Origin of the sequence: Agromyces sp. NPDC058126 (assembly GCF_042884595.1) — a bacterium.
Lineage (GTDB): Bacteria > Actinomycetota > Actinomycetes > Actinomycetales > Microbacteriaceae > Agromyces.
Genome location: NZ_JBHVTS010000001.1, coordinates 899,549 through 921,347, shown reverse-complemented (window position 1 = coordinate 921,347; position 21,799 = coordinate 899,549). Strand labels below are relative to the sequence as shown.

At 72.2% G+C, this 21,799-nt stretch carries 19 protein-coding genes and 1 tRNA gene; 7 read left to right on the top strand and 13 right to left on the bottom strand.

What is annotated here, in order from left to right; translation table 11 throughout:
- Positions 1-7: 7 nt before the first annotated feature.
- From ACFVTR_RS04060 to ACFVTR_RS04045, 4 genes are all read right to left on the bottom strand, one after another.
- The gene (locus tag ACFVTR_RS04060) at positions 8-1,213 is read right to left on the bottom strand and encodes an MraY family glycosyltransferase (RefSeq protein ID WP_387034974.1); all 1,206 of its coding nucleotides are present in this window, start codon (positions 1,211-1,213) and stop codon (positions 8-10) included.
- Positions 1,210-2,127 (bottom strand): L-threonylcarbamoyladenylate synthase, encoded by a 918-nt coding sequence (locus ACFVTR_RS04055; RefSeq protein ID WP_387034972.1) that lies wholly within the window; start codon positions 2,125-2,127, stop codon positions 1,210-1,212. The genes ACFVTR_RS04060 and ACFVTR_RS04055 overlap by 4 nt, the downstream gene beginning before the upstream one ends.
- Before the next feature lie 88 nt (positions 2,128-2,215).
- On the bottom strand, positions 2,216-3,052 hold the full coding sequence (locus ACFVTR_RS04050) for an ABC transporter permease (protein ID WP_387034970.1): 837 nt from the start codon (positions 3,050-3,052) through the stop codon (positions 2,216-2,218).
- The gene (locus ACFVTR_RS04045) at positions 3,049-3,960 is read right to left on the bottom strand and encodes an ATP-binding cassette domain-containing protein (protein ID WP_387034968.1); all 912 of its coding nucleotides are present in this window, start codon (positions 3,958-3,960) and stop codon (positions 3,049-3,051) included. The genes ACFVTR_RS04050 and ACFVTR_RS04045 overlap by 4 nt, the downstream gene beginning before the upstream one ends.
- A gap of 138 nt (positions 3,961-4,098) precedes the next feature.
- On the opposite strand from ACFVTR_RS04045, the gene ACFVTR_RS04040 reads away from it, so the two are divergent.
- Positions 4,099-5,082, top strand: coding sequence for a TetR/AcrR family transcriptional regulator C-terminal domain-containing protein (locus ACFVTR_RS04040; RefSeq protein WP_387034966.1), 984 nt, complete (start codon positions 4,099-4,101; stop codon positions 5,080-5,082).
- A gap of 7 nt (positions 5,083-5,089) precedes the next feature.
- Here the strand turns inward: ACFVTR_RS04040 and prmC are convergent, their stop codons facing one another.
- Positions 5,090-5,938, bottom strand: coding sequence for a peptide chain release factor N(5)-glutamine methyltransferase (gene prmC / locus ACFVTR_RS04035; RefSeq protein WP_387035382.1), 849 nt, complete (start codon positions 5,936-5,938; stop codon positions 5,090-5,092).
- Between the two features lie 118 nt (positions 5,939-6,056).
- On the opposite strand from prmC, the gene cysK reads away from it, so the two are divergent.
- Together cysK and epsC are read left to right on the top strand one after the other, a co-directional pair.
- Positions 6,057-6,992 carry a cysteine synthase A gene (cysK, locus tag ACFVTR_RS04030; protein ID WP_387034964.1) on the top strand — a complete coding sequence of 312 codons (936 nt, stop codon included), beginning with the start codon at positions 6,057-6,059 and terminating at the stop codon, positions 6,990-6,992.
- A gap of 4 nt (positions 6,993-6,996) precedes the next feature.
- Positions 6,997-7,575, top strand: coding sequence for a serine O-acetyltransferase EpsC (epsC, locus tag ACFVTR_RS04025; protein ID WP_387034962.1), 579 nt, complete (start codon positions 6,997-6,999; stop codon positions 7,573-7,575).
- Between the two features lie 83 nt (positions 7,576-7,658).
- Here epsC and prfA read toward each other — a convergent pair whose 3' ends face one another.
- The 8 genes from prfA to ACFVTR_RS03985 all read right to left on the bottom strand — a co-directional run bounded on the left by prfA (position 7,659) and on the right by ACFVTR_RS03985 (position 18,828).
- Complete coding sequence (gene prfA / locus ACFVTR_RS04020) at positions 7,659-8,732, bottom strand: peptide chain release factor 1 (protein ID WP_376940969.1); 1,074 nt, start codon at positions 8,730-8,732, stop codon at positions 7,659-7,661.
- Positions 8,733-8,739: 7 nt separating this feature from the next.
- Positions 8,740-10,950, bottom strand: a complete 2,211-nt coding sequence (gene rho, locus ACFVTR_RS04015) for a transcription termination factor Rho (RefSeq protein ID WP_387034959.1) — start codon at positions 10,948-10,950, stop codon at positions 8,740-8,742.
- Positions 10,951-11,408: 458 nt separating this feature from the next.
- A complete protein-coding gene (gene thrB, locus ACFVTR_RS04010; RefSeq protein WP_387034957.1) occupies positions 11,409-12,356 on the bottom strand; it encodes a homoserine kinase in 948 nt (315 codons plus the stop codon).
- A complete protein-coding gene (gene thrC / locus ACFVTR_RS04005; RefSeq protein WP_387034955.1) occupies positions 12,353-13,450 on the bottom strand; it encodes a threonine synthase in 1,098 nt (365 codons plus the stop codon). The genes thrB and thrC overlap by 4 nt, the downstream gene beginning before the upstream one ends.
- Complete coding sequence (locus tag ACFVTR_RS04000; RefSeq protein ID WP_376940973.1) at positions 13,447-14,757, bottom strand: homoserine dehydrogenase; 1,311 nt, start codon at positions 14,755-14,757, stop codon at positions 13,447-13,449. The genes thrC and ACFVTR_RS04000 overlap by 4 nt, the downstream gene beginning before the upstream one ends.
- Positions 14,754-16,181 carry a diaminopimelate decarboxylase gene (lysA, locus tag ACFVTR_RS03995; protein ID WP_387034952.1) on the bottom strand — a complete coding sequence of 476 codons (1,428 nt, stop codon included), beginning with the start codon at positions 16,179-16,181 and terminating at the stop codon, positions 14,754-14,756. The genes ACFVTR_RS04000 and lysA overlap by 4 nt, the downstream gene beginning before the upstream one ends.
- 144 nt (positions 16,182-16,325) lie before the next feature.
- A complete protein-coding gene (locus ACFVTR_RS03990) occupies positions 16,326-17,123 on the bottom strand; it encodes a DUF2993 domain-containing protein (RefSeq protein ID WP_387034950.1) in 798 nt (265 codons plus the stop codon).
- Positions 17,124-17,154: 31 nt separating this feature from the next.
- Positions 17,155-18,828, bottom strand: coding sequence for an arginine--tRNA ligase (locus tag ACFVTR_RS03985; RefSeq protein ID WP_387034948.1), 1,674 nt, complete (start codon positions 18,826-18,828; stop codon positions 17,155-17,157).
- Between the two features lie 40 nt (positions 18,829-18,868).
- Between ACFVTR_RS03985 and ACFVTR_RS03980 the strand changes: the two genes are divergently transcribed.
- From ACFVTR_RS03980 to ACFVTR_RS03965, 4 genes are all read left to right on the top strand, one after another.
- Positions 18,869-19,462, top strand: coding sequence for an iron ABC transporter ATP-binding protein (locus tag ACFVTR_RS03980; RefSeq protein WP_387034946.1), 594 nt, complete (start codon positions 18,869-18,871; stop codon positions 19,460-19,462).
- Positions 19,462-20,658: an ROK family protein gene (locus ACFVTR_RS03975; RefSeq protein WP_387034944.1), complete on the top strand. Its 1,197-nt coding sequence runs from the start codon at positions 19,462-19,464 to the stop codon at positions 20,656-20,658. Before ACFVTR_RS03980 ends, ACFVTR_RS03975 begins: the two co-directional genes overlap by 1 nt.
- An 88-nt stretch (positions 20,659-20,746) precedes the next feature.
- A tRNA-Arg gene (locus ACFVTR_RS03970) sits at positions 20,747-20,819 on the top strand.
- Positions 20,820-20,822: 3 nt separating this feature from the next.
- Positions 20,823-21,728: an endo alpha-1,4 polygalactosaminidase gene (locus ACFVTR_RS03965; RefSeq protein WP_387034942.1), complete on the top strand. Its 906-nt coding sequence runs from the start codon at positions 20,823-20,825 to the stop codon at positions 21,726-21,728.
- Positions 21,729-21,799 lie beyond the last annotated feature (71 nt).

Here is a 21,799-nt window from a genome sequence, read left to right as displayed (position 1 = left end):
CCCGATTCTACCGAGCCGGACCTTCGAGTTCGTCGGCCGCGACGGGGCTGGCGTTCGGGCGCTCCTCGGCGGCGATCGTGAGGCGCTTTCGGCGACCGAGCGGCGCGAGCGTGATCACGGCGCAGACGAGGAAGCCGACGCCGAGGAAGACGAAGGCCCAGGCGCTGTCGACGCCGAAGTACGTCGGGAGCACGTAGGTGAGCAGGCACCCGACGCTGGCGACGGCCGTCCACCCGTAGAGGATGAGCACGGCGTTCAGGTGCGAGTGCCCCATGTCGAGCAGGCGGTGGTGCAGGTGCTTGCGGTCGGCGGCGAAGGGCGACTTGCCCGCGCTCAGCCTGCGCACCACCGCGAGCCCGAAGTCGAGCAGCGGGATCACGAGCACCACGAACGGCAGCAGGATCGGGATGAAGGCCGCGAACAGGTTCTCGAAGCCGACGCTGATGGGGTTGATCGTGCCCGTCACGGCGATCGCCGCGGTCGCGGTGAGCAGGCCGATGAGCAGGGCGCCCGCGTCGCCCATGAAGAGCTTCGCGGGGTGCCAGTTCAGCGGCAGGAAGCCCGCGCACGCGCCGACCACGATCACCGCGAGCAGCGACGCCAGGTTGAAGTAGTTGAGCGGCGAGGTCTGCTGCACGAGCAGGTACGTGTAGAGGAAGAACACGCCGTTGGCGATGAGCGAGACGCCGGCGACGAGCCCGTCGAGCCCGTCGATGAAGTTCACCGCGTTCATCACGAGCACGATGATGAAGACCGTGAGGGTGGCGCTCAGCCACGACGGGATGAGCGTGATGCCCGCGATCGGCAGCGACACGATCGTGACGCCCTGCCACGCGATGAGTCCGCCCGCGATGAACTGCCCCGCGAGCTTGGTGGTCCAGTCGAGGTCCCAGATGTCGTCGGCCACGCCCATCGACACGATGAGGAGCGCCGCGCCCAGGATCGCGAGCATCTGACCCGGGTTCTCGAAGATGATCGAGACGTTTGAGAACCGCGACACCCCGAGGCTCGAGACGAAGGCCGCGGCCCCGATCGCGACGACGATGCCGACGAACATCGCGATGCCGCCGAGCCTCGGCGTCGGCCGGGTGTGCACGTCGCGCTCGCGGATCTTCGGGTAGAGCCGGTACTTCAGGCTGAGCTTCCAGACGACGATCGAGCCGCCGAAGGTGACGAGCGCAGCCAGCAGCGCGAGCGAGAGGAAGAGGGTCATGAGGCGGCGGTGCCCGCCTCATCGGCACGGTCGACGGGGGCGGATGCCTCGGGCCCGGCTGCGTCGACCGCGTCGGCATCGGCATCGGATGCCTCGGGCCCGGCTGCGTCGACCGCGTCGGCGTCGGCATCGGCGGCGGATGTCTCGGGCACGCCCGGTTCGAACGGGTCGCCGGCGGCGGACGGGGCGGCCCCGGCCGACTCGGCGGTCGCGTCGCCGCCTTCGGGCTCCAGCAGGTCTTCGCCGACGACCGCGGCGATGCGCTCGCGCGAGATGACCCCGGCGCGCACGATGCGGAGCACTCCCCCGTGCTCGTCGAGCCCCGTGGCATCCACGATCGTCGAGGAGGTGTCGCCCGGGCGCTCGCCGATCGCCTCGTAGCCCGAGCCGGCGTCGCCGCCGTCGAGGTAGACGGTGACCGACTCGCCGAGCATCTCCTCCGCCGCGGCGGCGGTCGTCGCGCTCGGCAGGCCCGAGAGGTTCGCCGAGGAGACCGCGAGCGGGCCCGTCTCGGAGAGCAGTTCGAGCGCGATCGGGTTCGCGGGCATGCGCAGGGCGACCGTGCCGCGGGTCTCGCCGAGGTCCCACTGGAGCGAGGGCTGCGCGCGGAGGATGACCGTCAGTCCGCCCGGCCAGAACTCGCCGACGAGGTCGCGCACGACGGGCGGCACCTCGCTCGCGAGTGCGTCGAGCGTCGGCAGCCCGGGGATCAGCACGGGCGGCGGCGAGGTGCGCTCGCGGCCCTTCGCCTCGAGCAGCCTCGCGACGGCCTTCGCGTCGAAGGCGTCGGCCGCGACGCCGTAGACCGTGTCGGTCGGGATGACGACGAGTTCGCCGCGCCCGATCGCGCCGCGGGCGAGTCGCATGCCGGTGAGCAACTGGGAGTCGACCGAGCAGTCGTAGATGGCAGTCATGACCTGCCGATTCTAGACCAGCGCGGCCGGACGATCGGATGCCCCGGGCGGCGTACCGCCCGGGGCATCCGGTTCGATGCCGGCTCGCTCAGCGCCGACCCGCCTTGCGACGGAACAGCCACGCGCCCCAGACCGCCGCGACGGCGATGATGGCGACGCACCAGCCGACCGCCCACCAGGCCGAGTCGCCCATGGGTGTGCCGAGCAGGAGCGAGCGGATCGTCTCGATCACCGGGGTGATCGGCTGGTTCTCCGCGATCCACTGCAGCCACTCGGGCATGGTGTCGACCGGCACGAAGGCGCTCGACAGGTACGGCAGGAACAGCAGGATGAAGCCGTAGCCGCTCGCCGCCTCCGGCGTCGACGCCGCGAGGCCGATCGCGGCGAACAGGTAGGTGATCGCGAGGATGTAGAGCGCCACGACGCCGAAGGCGGCGAGCCATTCGAGCGGCGTCGCGGTCGGGGTGAACCCGACGAGGAGGGCGACCCCGATCACCACCGCCGTGGCGACGAGGTTGCGCACCAGGCTCTCGACGACGTGCCCGGTGAGCACCGCGCCGCTGCGCAGCGGCATCGTGCGGAATCGGTCGATGATGCCCGTCGTCATGTCGCGCGACACCGAGATCGCGGTGCCGGAGGCCCCGAATCCCGCGCACAGCAGGATGATGCCGGGCACGACGTAGTCGACGTAGCCGCCCGAGGGGTCGATCGCGTTGCCGAAGATGAACGTGAACAGCAGCATGAGCATCGTCGGCAGGACGACCGCCATGAGCAGCGCCTCGACGTCGCGCACGGAGTGGATGAGGCTGCGCCCGATGAAGACGCGCTCGGCGGCCACGCCGCGCAGGCGGGGCCGGTGGGCGGGTGCGGGTGCGGTTGCGGTTGCGGTTGCGGTTGCGGTTGCGGTTGCGGTTGCGGTGGTCATCTCGCCTCCACGAGTTCGGGGGTGGATGCCTCGGCGCCGGCCGTGATCGCGAGGAACACGTCGTCGAGGCTCGGACGGCGGATGGAGACCTGCACCCCGTCGCCGCCGCCGACGGCGGAGGCCCGGTCGAGCTCGTCGATCGCGGCGCGCAGGCCGTGCACGCTGCCGTCGGTCGGGATCTCGCGGACGAGCGCGCCGTCGGCGTCGCGCAGTTCGACGACGTCGCCGCCCACCCGCGACTTGAGCTCGTCGGCGGTGCCCTCGGCGGCGATGCGCCCGCGGTCGAGCACGGCGATGCGGTCGGCGAGCCGATCGGCCTCCTCGAGGTACTGGGTCGTGAGGAACACCGTGGTGCCCGCGTCGGCGAGCGTGCGGATGACGGTCCAGAGCTCCTGCCGGCTGCGGGTGTCGAGCCCGGTCGTCGGCTCGTCGAGGAAGAGGACGGGCACGTCGACGACGAGGCTGAGCGCGAGGTCGAGCCTGCGGCGCATGCCGCCCGAGTAGGTGCCGACCCGGCGATCGGCCGCCGCGTCGAGGTCGAAGCGCCGCAGCAGCTCGGCGGCGCGCGCCTTCGCGTCGCGCCGCGTGAGCCCCGAGAGCCGGCCCATCATGACGAGGTTCTCGGTGGCGGTGAGGACCTCGTCGACGGCGGCCGACTGGCCGGTGAGCGCGATGCGCTGCTGCACCTCCCCCGGGCGATCGACGACGTCGTGTCCCGCGACGCGGGCGGTGCCCGCATCGGGGACGACGAGCGTCGTGAGGATGTTGATCGTCGTGGTCTTGCCCGCACCGTTCGGCCCGAGGAGGGCGAAGACGCTCCCCTGCGGCACGGCGAGGTCGAGCCCCGCGAGTACCTCGGTCCGGCCGAACTGCTTGCGGAGGCCACGGACGTCGATGGCGAGTTCCATCTGTCGTACTCCGTTCATTCGGGTCTGCGCCGCGGTCCTGTCGGCTGCGTATGACGCAAACTGTTTATGTGATGCACTGTTGTTTAAGTAATACACAGTTCTAGACTGTGGTCAAGCGCACCGACGAACTGGAGCCCGATGAGCGACGATCTGCGAGCCGACCCCGAACTCCCCCGCGGCGTCGCGCTGGCCTGGGGTGTCGCCGCCCACCCCCAGCGCGGGCCCAAGCGCGAGCTCTCGATCGAGCGCATCGTCGATGCGGCGATCGAGATCGCCGACGCCGAGGGGCTCGGCGCCGTCTCGATGAGCCGCGTCGCGACATCCCTCGGGTTCACGACCATGTCGCTCTATCGCTACGTCACGAGCAAGGACGACCTGATCCTGCTCATGCAGGAGGGCGCGGTCGAGCCGCCCGTGCCCGACGAGTCCGTCGAACGGGGCTGGCGCGAGGGCGTCACGGCCTGGGTGCTCGCCATGCGCGCCGCGTACCACGAGCACCCGTGGCTCGTCGACATCCCGATCTCGGGCGCCCCGATCACGCCGAACAGCCTCCTCATCGTCGACTGGTTCCTCCGCGAGGTGCGCGAGCTGCCGCTCAGCGACGGCGAGAAGATGTCGGCGCTCCTCCTGCTCACGAGCTACGCCCGCGCGACGAGCGCGCAGGACCGCGACCTCCGCGCGGCCGCCCTGGCCGCCGACGACCCCGCCGACGTCACCGGGGAGAGCGCCTTCGTCGCGCTCACCGAGCTCGTCACGCCCGAGCGCTTCCCGCACCTCAGCCCGCTGCTCGCCGCCGGCGGCTACGTCGCCGAGCCCGGCACGCACCCGGGCGACACCGACGACGACTTCTCCTTCGGGCTCCTCCGTATCCTCGACGGCATCGAGCACCACATCGACCGCCTCGGCGGCACCTCGTCACCCGCTGCGCCCGAGCCGCTCGCCGAGCTGCCGGCGCAGCTCGACCTCCCGCGCGACCCGCGGGTCCGCGAGGCGGCGAAGGCGCGGCGCGAGGCCGAGAAGGCCGTGCGCGAGGCGCAGAAGGCGCTGCGCGAGGCGCAGAAGCGCGAGCGCGAGTCGATCAAGCACGCCCTCGAGCGCGAGAAGCACGAGAAGAAGAAGTAACTCCGCCTCAGCGCAGCGCGGTCGTCGCCCGGTCGCGCCCGGTGAGGTCTCGGTGATGCGAGATCGCCCGCCAGCCGTCGGCCTCCAGCAATGCCGCGATGTCGGCCGACTGCGCCTCGCCGTGCTCGATCACGAGCAGGCCGCCGGGCACCAGCAGCGCTCGCGCGCGCTGCGAGAGCACCCGCACCACGTCGAGGCCGTCGGCCCCGCCGTAGAGCGCCCGCTCGGGGTCGTAGAGCCGCACCTCGGGGTCACGGGGAATCGCGCCCAACGGGATGTACGGCGGGTTCGAGACGACGACCGATACCCGTCCGTCGAGTTCGGGCAGCGCCGTCGCGAGGTCGCCGAAGACGAGCTCGAGGTTCGGCGCCCCGACCTCCTCCACGTTGCGACGCGTCCACGGGAAGGCCTCGGGCGAGTTCTCGACCGCCCACACCTTCGCATGCGGCACCTCGGTCGCGAGGGCCAGCGCGATCGCGCCGCTGCCCGAACCGAGGTCGATGCCGATCGGCTCGGCGTCAGCCACCGCGCGCAGCGCGTCGATGCCGATCTGGGCGACGCCCTCGGTCTCGGGGCGCGGCACGAACACCCCCGGCCCCACCGCGAGCTCGAGCGAACGGAACGCCGCCCGCCCCGTGAGGTGCTGGAGGGGCTCGCGCCGGGCGCGACGCTCGGCGAGCGAGGCCAGCGCCGCGGCATCCTCGGCGGAGAACCCGCCGCCGATCACGAGCCGTGCCTGCACCCCACCGCGGCTGAGTCCCAGCACGTGCCCGATGAGGAGTTCGGCGTCGACCTCGGGGTCGGGGACCCCGGCCTCGGCGAGCATCCTCACGAGTTCGTCGCGCACCTCGCGCAGCGGTCGGGCGGCCTGGTCCTCTGGTGCATCCACGCAATGGAATGTAACGCACCCCCGCCGCTCCAGCCGCCCCAATAGGCTGAGAACGCCCGCACCACCCCTCCAGAAAGGCCTGCCCATGGCTCAGATCTACGACAACATCACGCAGGCCTTCGGCCGCACCCCGCTCGTGCGCCTGAACCGCCTCACCGAGGGCGCGGGCGCGACCGTGCTCGCGAAGCTCGAGTTCTACAACCCCTCCGCGAGCGTGAAGGACCGCCTCGGCGTCGGCATCGTCGACGCCGCCGAGGCCTCGGGCGCACTGCAGCCCGGCGGCACCATCGTCGAGGGCACGAGCGGCAACACGGGCATCGCCCTCGCCCTCATCGGCGCGGCGCGCGGCTACAAGGTCATCCTCGCGATGCCCGAGACCATGTCGAAGGAGCGCAAGTCGCTGCTCAAGGCCTACGGCGCCGAGCTCGTGCTCACGCCCGGCTCCGAGGGCATGAAGGGCGCGGTCGCCAAGGCCGAGGAGATCGCCGCGGCGACCCCCGGCGCGATCCTCGCCCGCCAGTTCGAGAACGAGGCGAACGTCGAGATCCACCGCCGCACCACCGCCGAAGAGGTGTGGAACGACACCGACGGCGGCGTCGACATCTTCGTGTCGGGCATCGGCACCGGCGGCACCCTCTCCGGCACCGGCCAGGTGCTGAAGGAGCGCAAGCCCGGCGTGAAGGTCGTCGGCGTCGAGCCCGCCGAGTCGCCCATCCTCAACGGCGGCGCACCCGGCCCGCACAAGATCCAGGGCATCGGCGCGAACTTCGTGCCCGACATCCTCGACCGCGACGTCTACGACGAGATCATCGACGTGAACATCGACCAGGCCGTCGCCACCGCGCGCCGGCTCGGCACCGAGGAGGGCATCCTCGGCGGCATCTCCTCCGGCGCGACCGTCCACGCCGCGCTCGAGCTCGCCAAGCGCCCCGAGAACGACGGCAAGACGATCGTCGTCATCGTCGCGAGCTACGGCGAGCGGTACCTGTCGACCGTCCTGTACGAGGGTCTGCTTGACTGATCAGGTGCCGATCTTCAGACGCCTGAGAGAAGACCTCGCGACCGCCCGTGCGCACGACCCCGCAGCACGGAGCGGCCTCGAGGTCTTCCTCGTGTATTCGGGCCTTCACGCCATCTGGGCCTACCGCCTCGCGCACCGGCTGTGGCGGGCCCGGTGGCGGTTCCCCGCACGGGTGATCTCGCAGCTGACGCGGTTCCTCACGGGCATCGAGATCCACCCGGGGGCGACCATCGGCCGCCGCTTCTTCATCGACCACGGCATGGGCGTCGTGATCGGCGAGACCGCGGTCATCGGCGACGACGTCATGCTCTACCACGGCGTCACCCTCGGCGGGAAGGCGCCGCGCAACACCCCGCCCGGCACCAAGCGGCACCCGACCCTCGACGACGGCGTCACGGTCGGCGCCGGCGCGAAGATCCTCGGCGACATCACGATCGGCGCCTGGAGCGCCGTCGGCGCGAACGCGGTCGTCACGCGCAGCGCCCCCCCGCACTCGCTCGTCGTCGGCGTGCCCGCGACGGTGCGGCCGCTGTCGCACCAGACCGCCGACGCCGCGCGCGGCGTGCACGACTGGCACATCTGAGCCGTCGAACCACGAGGGGCGGATGACCCGGGGCGCGCCCCGGAGCATCCGCCCCTCGTCGTTTCGCGGTGCGACCCGCGGAGTCAGTCCTCGCGACCGGCGAGCTGCGCCTCTTCGTCGGCCTGGATGGCCGACTCGATGAGCGGGTCGAGCGCGCCGTTCATGACCTGGTCGAGGTTGTACGCCTTGTAGCCCGTGCGGTGGTCGGCGATGCGGTTCTCGGGGAAGTTGTACGTGCGGATGCGCTCCGAACGGTCCATCGAGCGGATCTGCGACTTGCGGGCGTCCGAGGCCGCGGCGTCGAGTTCCTCCTGCTGGCGCGCGAGGATGCGGGCGCGGAGCACGCGCATCGCCGCCTCGCGGTTCTGCAGCTGCGACTTCTCGTTCTGCATCGACACGACGATGCCGGTCGGCAGGTGGGTGATGCGCACGGCCGAGTCGGTCGTGTTCACCGACTGACCGCCCGGGCCCGACGAACGGTAGACGTCGATCTTGAGGTCGTTCTGGTTGATCTCGACCTCTTCGGGCTCGTCGACCTCGGGGAAGACGAGCACGCCCGTCGTCGAGGTGTGGATGCGGCCCTGCGTCTCGGTGACGGGCACGCGCTGCACGCGGTGCACGCCGCCCTCGTACTTGAGGTGCGCCCAGACGCCCTGCGAGGGGTCGCTCGCGTTCGACTTGATCGCGACCTGGACGTCCTTGTAGCCGCCGAGGTCGGACTCGTTGCGCTCGAGGAGCTCGGTCTTCCAGCCCTTCGACTGCGCGTACTGGATGTACATGCGCAGGAGGTCGGCCGCGAAGAGGGCGCTCTCCGCGCCGCCCTCGCCACCCTTGATCTCCATGATCACGTCACGTCCGTCGTCGGGGTCGCGCGGGATCAGGAGTCGCCGGAGCTTCTCCTGCGCCTGCGCGAGACCCTCCTCGAGGGCCGGCACCTCCTCGGCGAAGGCCTCGTCCTCCTTCGCGAGCTCACGGGCCGCCGCGAGGTCGTCCTGCGCCTCGTGCCACGCCGTGTTCGCCGCGACGATCCGGCTCAGCTCGGCGTAACGCCGGTTGACCTTCTTCGCGCGCGCCGCGTCGGCGTGCAGCGCCGGGTCCGCGAGCTCCTCCTGGAGCTGCGCGTGCTCGGCGAGCAGCGGTTGGACCGAATCGAACACGGGAGCCTCAGCGGTGGTCGGTCTCGTGCCCGTGCGCGCTGCCGTGGCCGGCGACCGGCATCGACTTCTGCATGAGCATGAGGAACTCGACGTTCGACTGCGTCTCCTTCAGGCGACCGAGCACGGCCTCGAGGGCCGGCTGCTGGTCGAGGCCGGCGAGGGCACGACGCAGCTTCCAGGTGATCTTCACCTCGTCGGGGCTCAGCAGCATCTCCTCGCGACGCGTCGACGAGGCGTTGACGTCGACGGCCGGGAAGATGCGCTTGTCGGCGAGCTGGCGCGAGAGGCGCAGCTCGGAGTTGCCGGTGCCCTTGAACTCCTCGAAGATCACCTCGTCCATCTTCGACCCCGTCTCGACGAGCGCGGTCGCGAGGATGGTCAGCGAGCCGCCGTTCTCGATGTTGCGCGCGGCGCCGAAGAAGCGCTTCGGCGGGTACAGCGCCGAGGCGTCGACACCGCCCGAGAGGATGCGGCCCGAAGCGGGCGCGGCCAGGTTGTAGGCGCGGCCGAGGCGGGTGATCGAGTCGAGCAGCACGACGACGTCGTGGCCGAGCTCGACGAGGCGCTTCGCACGCTCGATGGCGAGCTCGGCGACCGTCGTGTGGTCTTCGGCCGGGCGGTCGAAGGTCGAGGCGATGACCTCGCCCTTCACCGTGCGCTGCATGTCGGTGACCTCTTCGGGGCGCTCGTCGACGAGCACGACCATGAGGTGGACCTCGGGGTTGTTGATCGAGATGGCGTTCGCGATCTGCTGCAGCACGATCGTCTTGCCCGCCTTCGGGGGCGCGACGATGAGGCCGCGCTGGCCCTTGCCGATGGGCGCGACGAGGTCGATGATGCGCTGCGTGAGCTTCGTCGGCTCGGTCTCGAGGCGCAGGCGCTCCTGCGGGTAGAGGGGCGTCAGCTTCTGGAACTCGACGCGCGCGGCGGCCTCGTCGATCGACTGGCCGTTGACCGAGTCGACCTTGACGAGCGCGTTGTACTTCTGACGGCTGTTCGCCTCGTTGTCGCGCGGCTGCTTGATCGAGCCGACGACCGCGTCGCCCTTGCGCAGGTGGTACTTCTTGACCTGGCCGAGCGAGACGTAGACGTCGCTCGGACCGGGGAGGTACCCCGTCGTGCGCACGAACGCGTAGTTGTCGAGCACGTCGAGGATGCCCGCGATCGGGATCAGCACGTCGTCGTCGAGGATCTCGGGCTCGAGCTCGTCGCCGGCACCGCCCTGGCCGCGGCGCTTGCGGTCGCGGTAGCGGCTGCGACGGCCGCCCTCGCCCTCGAGCTGCTGCTGGGCGTCGCGGCCCTGGCCGTCGCGGCCCTGGCCCTGGGCCTGGCCGTCGCGGCCCTGACCCTCGCGACCCTGACCCTCGCGACCCTGGCCCTGCCCGTCGCGGTTCTGGCCGTCACGACCCTGGCCGTCACGACCCTGGCCGCCCTGCTTGCCCTTCTCGGCCTCGCCCTGGCGCTCGGAGGACTTGCCGCCCTCGTCGCGCTTGCCGCGCTGCTCGCCGCCCTGGGCACCGTCGTTCTGGCCGCCCTGGCCGTTCTGGCGGCGGTCGCCGCCCTGCTTCTGCGTGTCGTCGCCGCGCTCACCGCGGTCGTTGCCGCCGCGCTCGCCGCCACGGCGACCGCGGTTGCGGCCACGGCCCTGGCGGGGCTCGTCGGTCTGGGCCTGCTCGCCCTCGCCGTCGGCGGCGGGGCGGGCGCCCTCACCGGTCGCGGCGGCGAGCTCCTCGCGCACTGCCGCGCGGGCGGCCTCGCGGGCCTCGTCGTCGTTCGCGGGCACGAGGCCGACGCCGGCGCCGCCGGCGTTGACGTGCTGCGCGGCGGCCGTCGTCGCGCTCGTCGCGCGGCGCGGCTGGCGACCGCGACGGGGCGCGGTCTGCTCGGCTGCGGATGCCTCGGGCGCGGCCTGCTCGACGGCAGGCGCCTCGATCGGCGCCGACTCCGCCGCCGGGGCGGCGGGCGCCTCGACGACAAGGCTCTCGGCGGGCGCCGGGTCGGCGGCGGCCGGCGCGCCGTCGAGGTCGAGCGTCGGGGCGACGTCGCCCGCCTGCTCGGCCTGACGGGCGGAGATCGCCTCGACGAGTTCGCCCTTGCGGAGCTTGGATGCGCCCACGATGCCGAGCGAGACGGCGAGCTCCTGGAGCTCGGCGACCTTGAGGCCGGTCAGAGGGGCGCTGTTCGCCACGCCTGCAGCGTGGTCGGATGCGTTGGTCACTGGGTGTTTTCCTTTCCCCTGGCGCAAGATTTGCGCGGCAGGAGAGCTGATCGCGTCCTCGAGCGAGGTCGGCGCGCGGTGGCGCAGACATGCGCGAGAGCGAAAGCAAGAGATTGCCGGGAATTGCACGATGCGGCCGGGAGCACGAACAGTGCATGTGTCTGCAGTACGTCGCCTGCCGGGTGCGGTGTCAGTCTAACACCGTGCGGCGCTCGACTTCGCCATGCGACGCGCCCTGTGGAGAAGGTGAATCCGGGAGTCTCGGAGGCCGAGCTGTCGCCGTTCTCTCGGCGATCCGGCGCTAAGGGCGGCGTCACCCCGTCTGCTGGGGCTGCCGCCTTGCGCTCCACGGTCTCCCGCAAAGGGTGGCGTCACCTCGAGCGGTCTCCCGGAGACGCGTCGCGGCGCTGGGCGCCGCGGACGCTGGGGCTGCTGCCTTTCGCGACGAGTTCAGACCGCTACGCGCTCTGAACTGTCGCGCCCTTGAAGTCGACGGCGAGGGGCAGCGCCTGCCAGACGGTGTCGGCGACGCCCTCGACGAGCGCGGTCGCGGCGGCACGCTCGCTCGGGTCGCTCGCGAGCACGAGGATCGACGGGCCGGCGCCCGAGACGACGGCGGGATGCCCCGCCTCGCGGAGCGCACGGATGAGCCGATCGGTCTCGGGCATGGCCGCGGCGCGGTAGTGCTGATGCAGCTTGTCCTCGGTCGCCTGGAAGAGCAGCTCGGGGCTCTGGATGAGCGCGGCGACGAGCAGCGCCGAACGCGAGACGTTGAACACCGCGTCCTCGTGCGGCACCGACTCGGGCTGGAGCGACCGCGCGAGCGCCGTCGACATCTCGTGCTCGGGCACCAGCACGAGCGGCGAGACGCCGCGGTGCACGATGAGCTTCTTGTGCCGGGGGCCCTCGGGCGTCACCCACGCGATCGTGAGCCCGCCGAACAGCGCGGGCGCGACGTTGTCGGGATGCCCCTCGAGCTCGGTCGCGAGCTCGAGCAGCTCGTCGGCGGTGAAGTCGACGACGCCGTCGAGCAGCCCCTTCGCGGCGACGACGCCGGCGACGATCGCCGCACCCGAGGAGCCGAGCCCGCGGCCGTGCGGGATCGTGTTGTGCGCGACGAGGCGCAGGCCCGGCAGGGCGACGCCGGCGCGCTCGAAGGTGTGCGCGATCGAGCGCACGACGAGGTGCGAGGCATCCAGCGGCACTTCGCCCTCGCCGACGCCGTGCACCTCGACGACGACGCCGGCCGCCTCGGTCGCCTGGACCTCGAGCTCGTCGTAGCGCGCGAGCGCGAGACCGAGCGTGTCGAAGCCCGGCCCGAGGTTCGCCGAGGTCGCCGGCACCTTCACCTGCACGGCGCGGCCCGCGAGCGCGGTGGTCGCCGGCGCGACGAGGGTGCCGGTCACGAGGCGAGCCCGAGCACCGACGCGATCTGCGCGGTGTCGACCGGCACGATGGTCGGCTGGACGTCGGAGCCGTCGGCCGTGCGCAGGGCCCACTGCGGGTCCTTCAGTCCGTGACCGGTGACGGTGAGCACGACGCGCGCGCCCTTCGGCACGACGCCGGCCTCGGCGCGCTCGAGCAGGCCCGCGACCGAGATCGCCGACGCGGGCTCGACGAAGATGCCGACCTCGGCCGAGAGGATGCGCTGCGCCTCGAGGATCTTGTCGTCGTCGATCGCGCCGAAGTAGCCGTCGGACTCGTCGCGCGCCTGCAGGGCGAGCTCCCACGACGCGGGGTTGCCGATGCGGATTGCGCTCGCGATGGTGTCGGGGTCCTTCACGGGCTCGCCGCGCACGATCGGCGCGGAGCCCGCGGCCTGGAATCCGAACATCCGGGGCAGGCGGGTGGCGTTGCCGGCCGCGATGTCCTCGCGGTAGCCGCGCGTGTACGCGGTGTAGTTGCCGGCGTTGCCGACCGGGATGAAGTGGAAGTCGGGAGCGTCGCCGAGCACCTCGACGACCTCGAACGCCGCGGTCTTCTGCCCCTCGATGCGGTCGTTGTTGACCGAGTTCACGAGGTGCACCGGGTAGTTCGCAGCGAGGTCGCGGGCGATGTCGAGGCAGTCGTCGAAGTTGCCCTGCACCTGCAGGAGCTCGGCATTGTGCGCGATGGCCTGGCTGAGCTTGCCCATCGCGATCTTGCCCTCGGGCACGAGCACGGCGGCCTTGATGCCGGCGTGCGTGGCGTAGGCGGCCGCCGAGGCCGAGGTGTTGCCGGTCGAGGCGCAGATGACGACCTTCGCGCCGTGCTCGACGGCCTTCGTGACCGCCATCGTCATGCCGCGGTCCTTGAAGGAGCCGGTCGGGTTCATGCCTTCGAACTTCACCCAGACGTCGGCACCGGTGCGGGCCGAGAGCGCCGGGGCGGGCAGCAGCGGCGTGCCGCCCTCGCCGAGCGTGACGACCGGGGTGGCGTCGGTGACGTCGAGGCGGTCCGCGTACTCGCGAATGACTCCGCGCCACTGGCGGGAGTTGGCCTTGGGGGTGGGGTGGTTCACAGTGCTCCTTCGACTCGGAGGACGGACGCGACGGATGCGACGACGGGGCTCTGGGCGAGGGCGGCGACGGTCTCGGCGAGCGCGGACTCCTTCGCCTCATGCGTCCCGATGACCAGCGTAGCCCGCTGGCTCCCTTCGCTGACGCTCTGCTGGAGTTGCTCGACCGAGACTCCGTGCAGGGCGAAGATGCGGGCGATCTGCTCGAGCACACCGGGTTCGTCGGTGACTTCGAGGGTGATCGCGTAGCGCGTGGTGATGCGGCCGATCTCGAGCACGGGCACTTCGGCCTGCGTCGATTCGGCGGTGCCGGGGCCGCCGGAGACGCGGCGGCGGGCGATCGCGACGAGGTCGCCGAGCACGGCGGAGGCGGTCTGCACTCCCCCGGCCCCGGCGCCGTAGAACATGAGCGGGCCCGCGGCGGAGGCCTCGACGAAGACGGCGTTGTTCGCGCCGTGCACGGCGGCGAGCGGGTGGCTGCGCGGCACGAGCGCGGGATACACGCGCGCGGAGACGCCCTCGTCGCCCGTCTCGGGGTCGGTGAGGCGCTCGCAGATCGCGAGGAGCTTCACGACGTAGCCCGCGCGCCGCGCCGATTCGACCTGGTCGGCCGAGACCTCGGTGATCCCCTCGCGGTGCACCGCTTCGACGGGCACGCTCGTGTGGAAGGCGAGGCTCGCGAGGATCGCCGCCTTCTGCGCGGCGTCGTAGCCGCCGATGTCGGCGGTCGGGTCGGCCTCGGCGTAGCCGAGCTCGGTCGCGGTCGCGAGTGCGTCCTCGAGGGATGCCCCGGTCGTGTCCATGCGGTCGAGGATGAAGTTCGTGGTGCCGTTGACGATGCCGAGGATGCGGTCGACCCGATCGCCGGCGAGGCTCTCGCGGAGCGGCCGGATGATCGGGATCGCCCCGGCGACGGCGGCCTCGTAGGAGAGCTGCGCGCCGACCTGCTCGGCCGCGGCGAAGAGCTCGGGGCCGTGCGAGGCGAGCAGGGCCTTGTTGCCCGTCACGACATCGGCGCCCGAGCCGATCGCCTGCAGGACGAGGCTCCGGGCGGGCTCGATGCCGCCGACCAGCTCGATCACGATGTCGGAACCGAGGATGAGCGACTCGGCGTCGGTCGTGAGGAGTTCGGCGGGCAGCTCGACGTCGCGCTTCGCGGTCGTGTCGCGCACGGCGATGCCGACGAGCTCGAGGCGGGCGCCGACGCGCTGTTCCAGCTCGTCGGCGTGCTCGAGGAGGAGCCTCGCCACCTGCGATCCCACCGATCCGGCTCCGAGCAGTCCGACTCGGATGGAGCGGTACTCGATCATGCGGGGGTCCCTTCGGTAGCGACGGTGTTTCTCGCGGTCGGCTCGAGCCCGAGATCGCGGGAGAGGAGGTCGTCGATCGTCTCGCCGCGCACGATGAGGCGGGCCTCGCCGCCGTGCACGGCGACGACGGGCGGACGGGGCACGTGGTTGTAGTTCGAGGCGAGCGACCAGCAGTAGGCCCCTGTGGCCGGCACCGCGAGCAGGTCGCCCGGTGCGGTGTCGGCCGGCAGGTACTCGGCGTCGACGACGATGTCGCCCGACTCGCAGTGCTTGCCGACGACCCGCGAGAGCGCGGGCGCCGCCGCCGAGACGCGCGAGGCCAGGCGGGCCGAGTACTCGGCGCCGTAGAGCGCGGTGCGCGCGTTGTCGCTCATACCGCCGTCGACGCTCACGTAGCGCCGCTCGCCGCCCTCGATGGGCACCGACTTGATCGTGCCGACCGTGTAGATCGTGACGCCCGCCGGGCCGATGATCGAGCGTCCGGGCTCGAACGCGAGCTTCGGCAGCGGCAGGCCGCGTTCGCGGCAGCCGGCGACGACGGCGTCGAGGATGCCTCGGGCGATGTCCTCGATCGGCTGCGGCGAGTCGGCCGCGGTATAGGCGATGCCGAAGCCGCCGCCGAGGTTGAGCTCGGGCACGGGCCCGGCCGCGGAGAGTTCGGCGTGGGCCTCGAGCAGGCGCGAGGCCGACTCGGCGAAGCCCTCGGCGTCGAAGATCTGGGAGCCGATGTGGCAGTGCAGGCCGAGGAACTCGAGGGCCTCGTGGCCGCGGATGCGGGCGCCCAGCTCGGCCGCGCGCTCGAGCGGGACCCCGAACTTCTGGTCTTCGTGGGCGGTCGCGAGGAACTCGTGCGTCGAGGCGTGCACGCCGCTGTTCACGCGGAGGCGCACCCGCTGGCGTCGCCCGGCGCGTGCGGCTGCGGCCGCGACCCGCTCGATCTCGACCTCGCTGTCGATGACGATCGCCCCGACACCCGCGGCGACCGCGGCGTCGATCTCGGCGAGCGACTTGTTGTTGCCGTGGAAGCCGAGGCGCGCGGGATCGGCCCCCGCGCCGAGCGCGACCGCGAGCTCGCCGCCGGTGCAGACATCGACCGCGAGCCCCTCGTCGAGGACCCAGCGCACGACCGCGCCCGAGAGGAACGCCTTGCCCGCGTAATAGACCGTCACATCGGTGCCCGCGGCTCGCGCCGCGACCTCGAAGGCCTCACGGGTTCGGCGGGCGCGCCCGCGCGCCTCGTCCTCGTCGACGACGTACAGCGGGGTGCCGAACCGGGCGGCGAGCGACGCCGCGTCGAGACCCGCGAGCACGAGCCGGCCGGCGTCGTCGCGATGGGCCGACTCAGGCCAGACCTGCGGCTCGAGCCCGTTGACGTCGTCGGGCACGGCGGGGCCCGAGGGGACGGCGATGGAGACGGATGCCACGGAGAAACCTCACGGAGGGGACGAATCGACGGTCGCTCGCGGCGAGCGAACCCGGATCGGTTCCTGAAGCCTGATGCGTGCCGACCTTGTGGGTCGGCGTACGGCGAGTCTACCGAGGCCGCACGGCGAGGCCGAATCGAGCCGTCAGTCGCAGCTCCCGGTCTGCTGCAGGTGCGCCGCGTCGAGCGTGACCTCCGAGCCCTCGAGCTCGACCTGCACGACGCCCGGCGCCGCGGCGATGTCGGTCACCTCGATGCCCTCGGGCAGGTGCTCGGCCACGCAGACCGCGATCGGGTCGCCGCCGAGGACCCGTTCGACGATGCCCGAGAGGTCGAGCGAGCCGCCGCCCGCGCCGACCTCGACGCCGACCGGCTCGAGCAGCACCTCGTTGCCGGCCGCCGACGGCGTCGCGGTCACCTGGTAGGCGATCGACTGCCCGAACAGCTCGAGTTCGCCCTCGTAGCCGACGGTCGCGTCGCCGAGGGTGATCGAGCCGGTCGAGTTCGGCACCTGGACGAGGCTGTTCACCGCGTCCTGCTCGGCCGAGACCGTCGCCTCGAGCCGCTCGACCGGGCTGCCCAGGTCGACCGGAACGCCGCGGAGGTCGACCGCGACGTCGAGCGGCGCACCGTCGACGACGAGTTCGGGTGCGCTGAGCGACACCTGCTCCATCGTGCCCGCGAGGTACTGCGCGATCACCGAGAGGCCGCCGATCGTCACGTCCACGTCGCCCTCGACACCCGCAGGCAGGTTCGCGCGCACCTCGTCGGCGACGCGCTGCTCCGCGATGCCCCGCGCGACCACGTCGGCGACCACGAGGAGCGCGGCGAGGCCGACGACGGAGCCCGCGACGATGAGCCCGATACGGGCGCCCCGGGAGAGCCGACGCCGAGGCTCGGGCTCCGTGACATCCAACTCGACCGTCGCGTGCTCGTCGGACATCGGTTCCCCCTCGGGATCGTTTCGGGTGTGCCTACATGCGCTCGGGGGCCGAGACGCCGACCAGCCCGAGTCCGTTGCGGATGACCTGGCCCGTGGCGTCGTTCAGCCAGAGCCTCGTGCGCTGCAGTTCGCCGACCGGCTCGTCGCCGAGCGGCAGCACGCGGCAGTTGTCGTACCAGCGATGGTAGAGGCCCGCGAGCTCCTCGACATAGCGTGCGACGCGGTGCGGCTCGCGCAGCTCGGCCGACTGGGCCACGATGCGCGGGAACTCCTGCAGCGCGCCGAGGAGCGCCGACTCGGTCTCGTGGGTGAGCAGCTCAGGGGCGAACGACGAGCGGTCGACCCCGGATGCCGCGGCGTTGCGCGCGACCGCGGAGGTGCGGGCGTGCGCGTACTGCACGTAGAAGACGGGGTTGTCGTTGGTGCGGCGCTGCAGGATCTCGGGGTCGATCGTGAGCGGCGAGTCGGCCGGGTAGCGTCCGAGCGTGTAGCGGAGCGCGTCGGTGCCGAGCCAGGCCTGCAGGTCGTCGAGCTCGATGATGTTGCCGGCGCGCTTCGAGAGCTTCGCGCCGTTCACGCTCACGAGCTGCCCGATGAGCACCTCGATGTCGCGCTCGGGGTCGTCGCCCGCCGCACCGGCGAGCGCCTTGAGGCGGTGGACGTACCCGTGGTGGTCGGCGCCGAGCAGGTAGATCTTGTGCTTGAACCCGCGGTCGCCCTTGTCGAGGTACAGGGCGGCGTCGGCGGCGAAGTAGGTCGGCACGCCGTTGCCGCGCACGAACACCCGATCCTTGTCGTCGCCGAAGTCGGTCGTCTTCACCCAGACGGCGTCGTCGGCGTCGTACACGTGGCCCTGGGCGCGCAGCCGGGCGAGCGCCGTGTCGATGTCGTTGATGCCGTCGTCGCCCCTGGCGTGCAGGCGGCGCTCGCTCGTCCACACGTCGAAGTGCACGTTGAAGCGCTCGAGCGAGGCGCGGATCTCGGCGAGCTGCAGCTCGTAGGCGATCTCGGTGGCCGTGTGCAGCGCGAGCTCGCGGTCGAGCTCGGCGAGGTTCGGCTCGCGTTCGAGCACGCGGGCCGCGAGGTCGGCGATGTAGCTGCCCGGGTAGCCGCCCTCGGGGGTCGGCTCGCCCTTCGCGGCGGCGAGCACGGAGGCGCCGAAGATCTCCATCTGGTTGCCGGCGTCGTTGATGTAGTACTCGTTGGCGACCTCGGCCCCGGCGGCGCGGAGCACCCGGCTGATCGAGTCGCCGAGCGCCGCCCAGCGGGTGTGCCCGATGTGCAGCGGGCCGGTCGGGTTCGCCGAGACGAACTCGAGGTTGATCACGCTGCCCGCGAGCGAGTCGCTGCGGCCGTACTCGGCGCCCGCGTCGACGATCGTCTTCGCGAGCGCGCCGGCCGCGGCGGCCTCGAGGCGGATGTTGATGAAGCCCGGCCCGGCGACCTCTGCGCTCGCGACGCCGTCGAGGCCGGCGATCGCCGCGGCGAGCTCGCCGGCGAGCTCGCGCGGGTTCTGGCCGAACGGCTTCGCGATGCGCATGGCGACGTTCGACGCCCAGTCACCGTGCTCGCGCAGCTTCGGACGCTCGAGCGTCACGTCGCCGGGAGCCAGCGCCAGTTCGACCTCCGCGCCCGCGGCCCGACGTCGCTCGGCGAGGGCGAGGACGAGGTCGTACAGGGCGAGTGAGAGGTCGGTGGGAGTCACCCGCAAATCCTACCGGGTGGCGATTGGTAAGGTTCGTCACATGCCGCGCCTCCATCGTCTGCCTCGACTGCGATCGGCCGGGCTCGCGCTCGCCGTCGCGGCATCCGTCTTCGCCCTCGCCGGGTGCTCCGAACCCGCTCCCCCGGCCGACGACCCGTCGGCCGCAGCGACCGATCCCGGCGCGAGCGAGGCCCCCGCCGAGGAGCCGACGCCGTTCGAGATCGCCTGCGACGAACTGCTCTCCGCCGACGACGTCTACGCCTACAACCCGAACCTCGGCAACGCCCCCGACTACGAGCCGGCCGCCGACGGCGTCCTCGGCGTCGAGGAGGAGGCGGGCACCACGTGCGGCCTGCTCAACCAGACGAGCGGGGCGCTCATCGAGTTCGGCGTCGCGACGCCGCCCGAGGGCGCGCTCGAGGGGCGCAAGAACGACGCGGCGCTCGGATCGAAGCCGGTCCCGACATACGGCACCCCGCCCGAGGTGGAGGGGTACTTCTCCGTCACGGACGAGCAGGGCGAGGCGCAGGTGTTCTCGGGTCAGTACTGGATCGTCGTGGAGTCGGCCGAGTTCGTCGAGCCCGGCGACGCGCAGGTGCTCGTCGCCGCGATCCTCGAGAACCTGGCGGCCTGATGGACGCCCCGACGACCCGTCACTCCCAGGGCACCCCGTCCTGGCTCGGCGCGGTCAACGACCGGGTCGGGCTCTCGGCCCTCCTCGACCACGGCCCGCTCACCCGCAACCGCATCTGCGAGCTCGTCGGCGTCTCGAAGCCGACGGCCTCGATGATGATGACCCGGCTCATCGCCGCGGGCGTCGTCGAGGAGAGCGGTCAGCTCGCCGGAAGCCCCGGGCGCAACGCCGTGCTCTACTCGGCGCGCACCGATCGCCCCCTGGGCGTCGCGATCGCGATCGACGCGTTCCGACTGCGTGCGCGCGTCGTCGACGCCGCGGGCGGCGACCGGCCCGCGGTCACCATCGTGCTGCCCCGCGACCCCGCCGAGCGCTCCGCCGTCGACGAGGTGGCGGCGGCGATCCGCGAGGCGAGCGCGGCCGCCGGGACCGACCCCGGGATGGTGCACACGGTGTGCATCGGCACCGCCGGCTACGTCGACCCGGGCGGTGAGGGCGAGCTGTTCAGCGAGACCCTGCCCGGATGGCCGACCACGGGGCTGCGCGGGGTGCTCGAGCAGGCGCTCGGCATCACCGTCTTCATCGAGAACGACGTGAACCTCGCCGCGCTCGCCGAACGCGAGGGCGGCGCCGGCGCCGGGCGCGACGTGTTCGCCCTGCTCTGGCTCGGCAACGGGGTCGGCACCTCCTTCGACGTGGCCGGAGACCTGCACCGCGGCACCTTCGGCGGCGCGGGCGAGATCGGGTTCCTCCCGCTCTCGGTCGAGGCGCACGCGCTCGACGGGCACGCCCGTACGAGCACCGACCTCGTCGGAGCGGCCGCAGTACGTCGTCTCGCCGAGGCCCGAGGGATCGGCGGCGCGGACTTCGCCGCGGTGCTCGAGTCGATCGCGGCGAGCGAGGACCGCGACGAGATCATCGACGAGATCGGACTGCGCATCGCGCACATCACGCTGCCGCTGCTCGCGACCCTCGACCCGGGGCTGCTCGTGCTGGCGGGCCCCACCGCCGCGGTCGGCGGTGCCCGGCTCGCCGAGGCGGTCGAGCGCGACATCCGACGCCTCAGCCGCTGGTACCCCGAGGTCGTCGCGACGCACATCGTCGGCGACGCGGTCCTGCAGGGCGCGCACGCCTTCCTCACGGCGAAGGTGCGCGAGGAGCTGCTCGGCCGAGTCGCCCGCCTCGCCATGCCCTGAGCCGCGCGGCGCCCGCGTCGGCGGGGCCCCGATCGCGTCCCGCTCGGCGCTCGAGCACCTCCGGGGATGGTAGGGTTTTCAACTGTGCGCCTCCGTAGCTCAGGGGATAGAGCGCCGGTTTCCGGTACCGTAGGTCGGGGGTTCGAATCCCTCCGGGGGCACGTATGAATGAGCGGGTCGAGGGCCGTCCGGCCCTCGTCTCGCGATCCGCTGCTCGCAGCCGCCTGCGACGCGGCTCGACCGGCGCAGCGCTGATCGCGACGATGATCGGCTGCCTCGCGGCGTGCGCTGCCGCGCCACCCTCGTCGGCGAACGATCCCGCGTCGACCGGCTCGTCCGCACCCTCCCTGCCGCCCGTCGGCGGAACCTTCGACTACCAGCTCGGCGGCGCGTACCCGCCCGACGCCGACGTCGAGATCGTCGTCCGGGATCGCACCGATTCGCCCGACCCCGCCCGGTACTCCATCTGCTACGTGAACGGCTTCCAGACGCAGCCCGGTGACGCCGCCCGGTGGCGGAGCGACCCGAGCGACCTCCTGCTCTCCGTCGACGGCGAGGCGGTCGTCGACCCCGCCTGGCCCGACGAACTGCTCCTCGACACCTCGACGCCCGAGCGGCGTTCGGGGATCGCACGCATCGTCGGGGCGATGATCGACGACTGCGCCCGAGCGGGCTACGACGCGGTCGAGATCGACAACCTCGACTCGTTCACCCGCTCGCACGGGCGGCTCGATCTCGCCGACAACCTCGCGCTCGCGGGCGAGTTCGCCGATCGGGCCCACGCGAACGGGCTCGCGATCGCGCAGAAGAACACCGCGGAGTCGGCCGGCGTGCTGCGGGAACAGGCCGGTTTCGACTTCGCGATCGCGGAGTCGTGCCACGCCTGGGACGAGTGCGGCGCGTACCGGGAGGTCTACGGCGAACACGTCCTCGGCATCGAGTATCCCGATGAGCTGCGCGGCTCGTTCCCGCAGGCGTGCGCCGATCGCGACTCCCCCGACTCGCTCGTGCTCCGGGATCGGGCGCTGCGTCCGGCCGGGGAACCCGGGCATGTCGCGGAGTTCTGCTGAATCCGCTCGGCGGCCCGCCCGGTCGTGGACGATCGCCACGGCCCCACCGTAGACTCGAGAACGTCCGTCCG

What these genes read in the sequence shown, in the direction of transcription:
- ACFVTR_RS04060 (WP_387034974.1), bottom strand. Translation starts at nt 1,213, where the DNA reads ATGACCCTCTTCCTCTCGCTCGCGCTGCTGGCTGCGCTCGTCACCTTC.
- ACFVTR_RS04055 (WP_387034972.1), bottom strand. Translation starts at nt 2,127, where the DNA reads ATGACTGCCATCTACGACTGCTCGGTCGACTCCCAGTTGCTCACCGGC.
- ACFVTR_RS04050 (WP_387034970.1), bottom strand. Translation starts at nt 3,052, where the DNA reads ATGACCACCGCAACCGCAACCGCAACCGCAACCGCAACCGCAACCGCA.
- ACFVTR_RS04045 (WP_387034968.1), bottom strand. Translation starts at nt 3,960, where the DNA reads ATGGAACTCGCCATCGACGTCCGTGGCCTCCGCAAGCAGTTCGGCCGG.
- ACFVTR_RS04040 (WP_387034966.1), top strand. Translation starts at nt 4,099, where the DNA reads ATGAGCGACGATCTGCGAGCCGACCCCGAACTCCCCCGCGGCGTCGCG.
- cysK (WP_387034964.1), top strand. Translation starts at nt 6,057, where the DNA reads ATGGCTCAGATCTACGACAACATCACGCAGGCCTTCGGCCGCACCCCG.
- ACFVTR_RS04000 (WP_376940973.1), bottom strand. Translation starts at nt 14,757, where the DNA reads ATGATCGAGTACCGCTCCATCCGAGTCGGACTGCTCGGAGCCGGATCG.
- ACFVTR_RS03990 (WP_387034950.1), bottom strand. Translation starts at nt 17,123, where the DNA reads ATGTCCGACGAGCACGCGACGGTCGAGTTGGATGTCACGGAGCCCGAG.
- ACFVTR_RS03980 (WP_387034946.1), top strand. Translation starts at nt 18,869, where the DNA reads ATGCCGCGCCTCCATCGTCTGCCTCGACTGCGATCGGCCGGGCTCGCG.
- ACFVTR_RS03975 (WP_387034944.1), top strand. Translation starts at nt 19,462, where the DNA reads ATGGACGCCCCGACGACCCGTCACTCCCAGGGCACCCCGTCCTGGCTC.
- ACFVTR_RS03965 (WP_387034942.1), top strand. Translation starts at nt 20,823, where the DNA reads ATGAATGAGCGGGTCGAGGGCCGTCCGGCCCTCGTCTCGCGATCCGCT.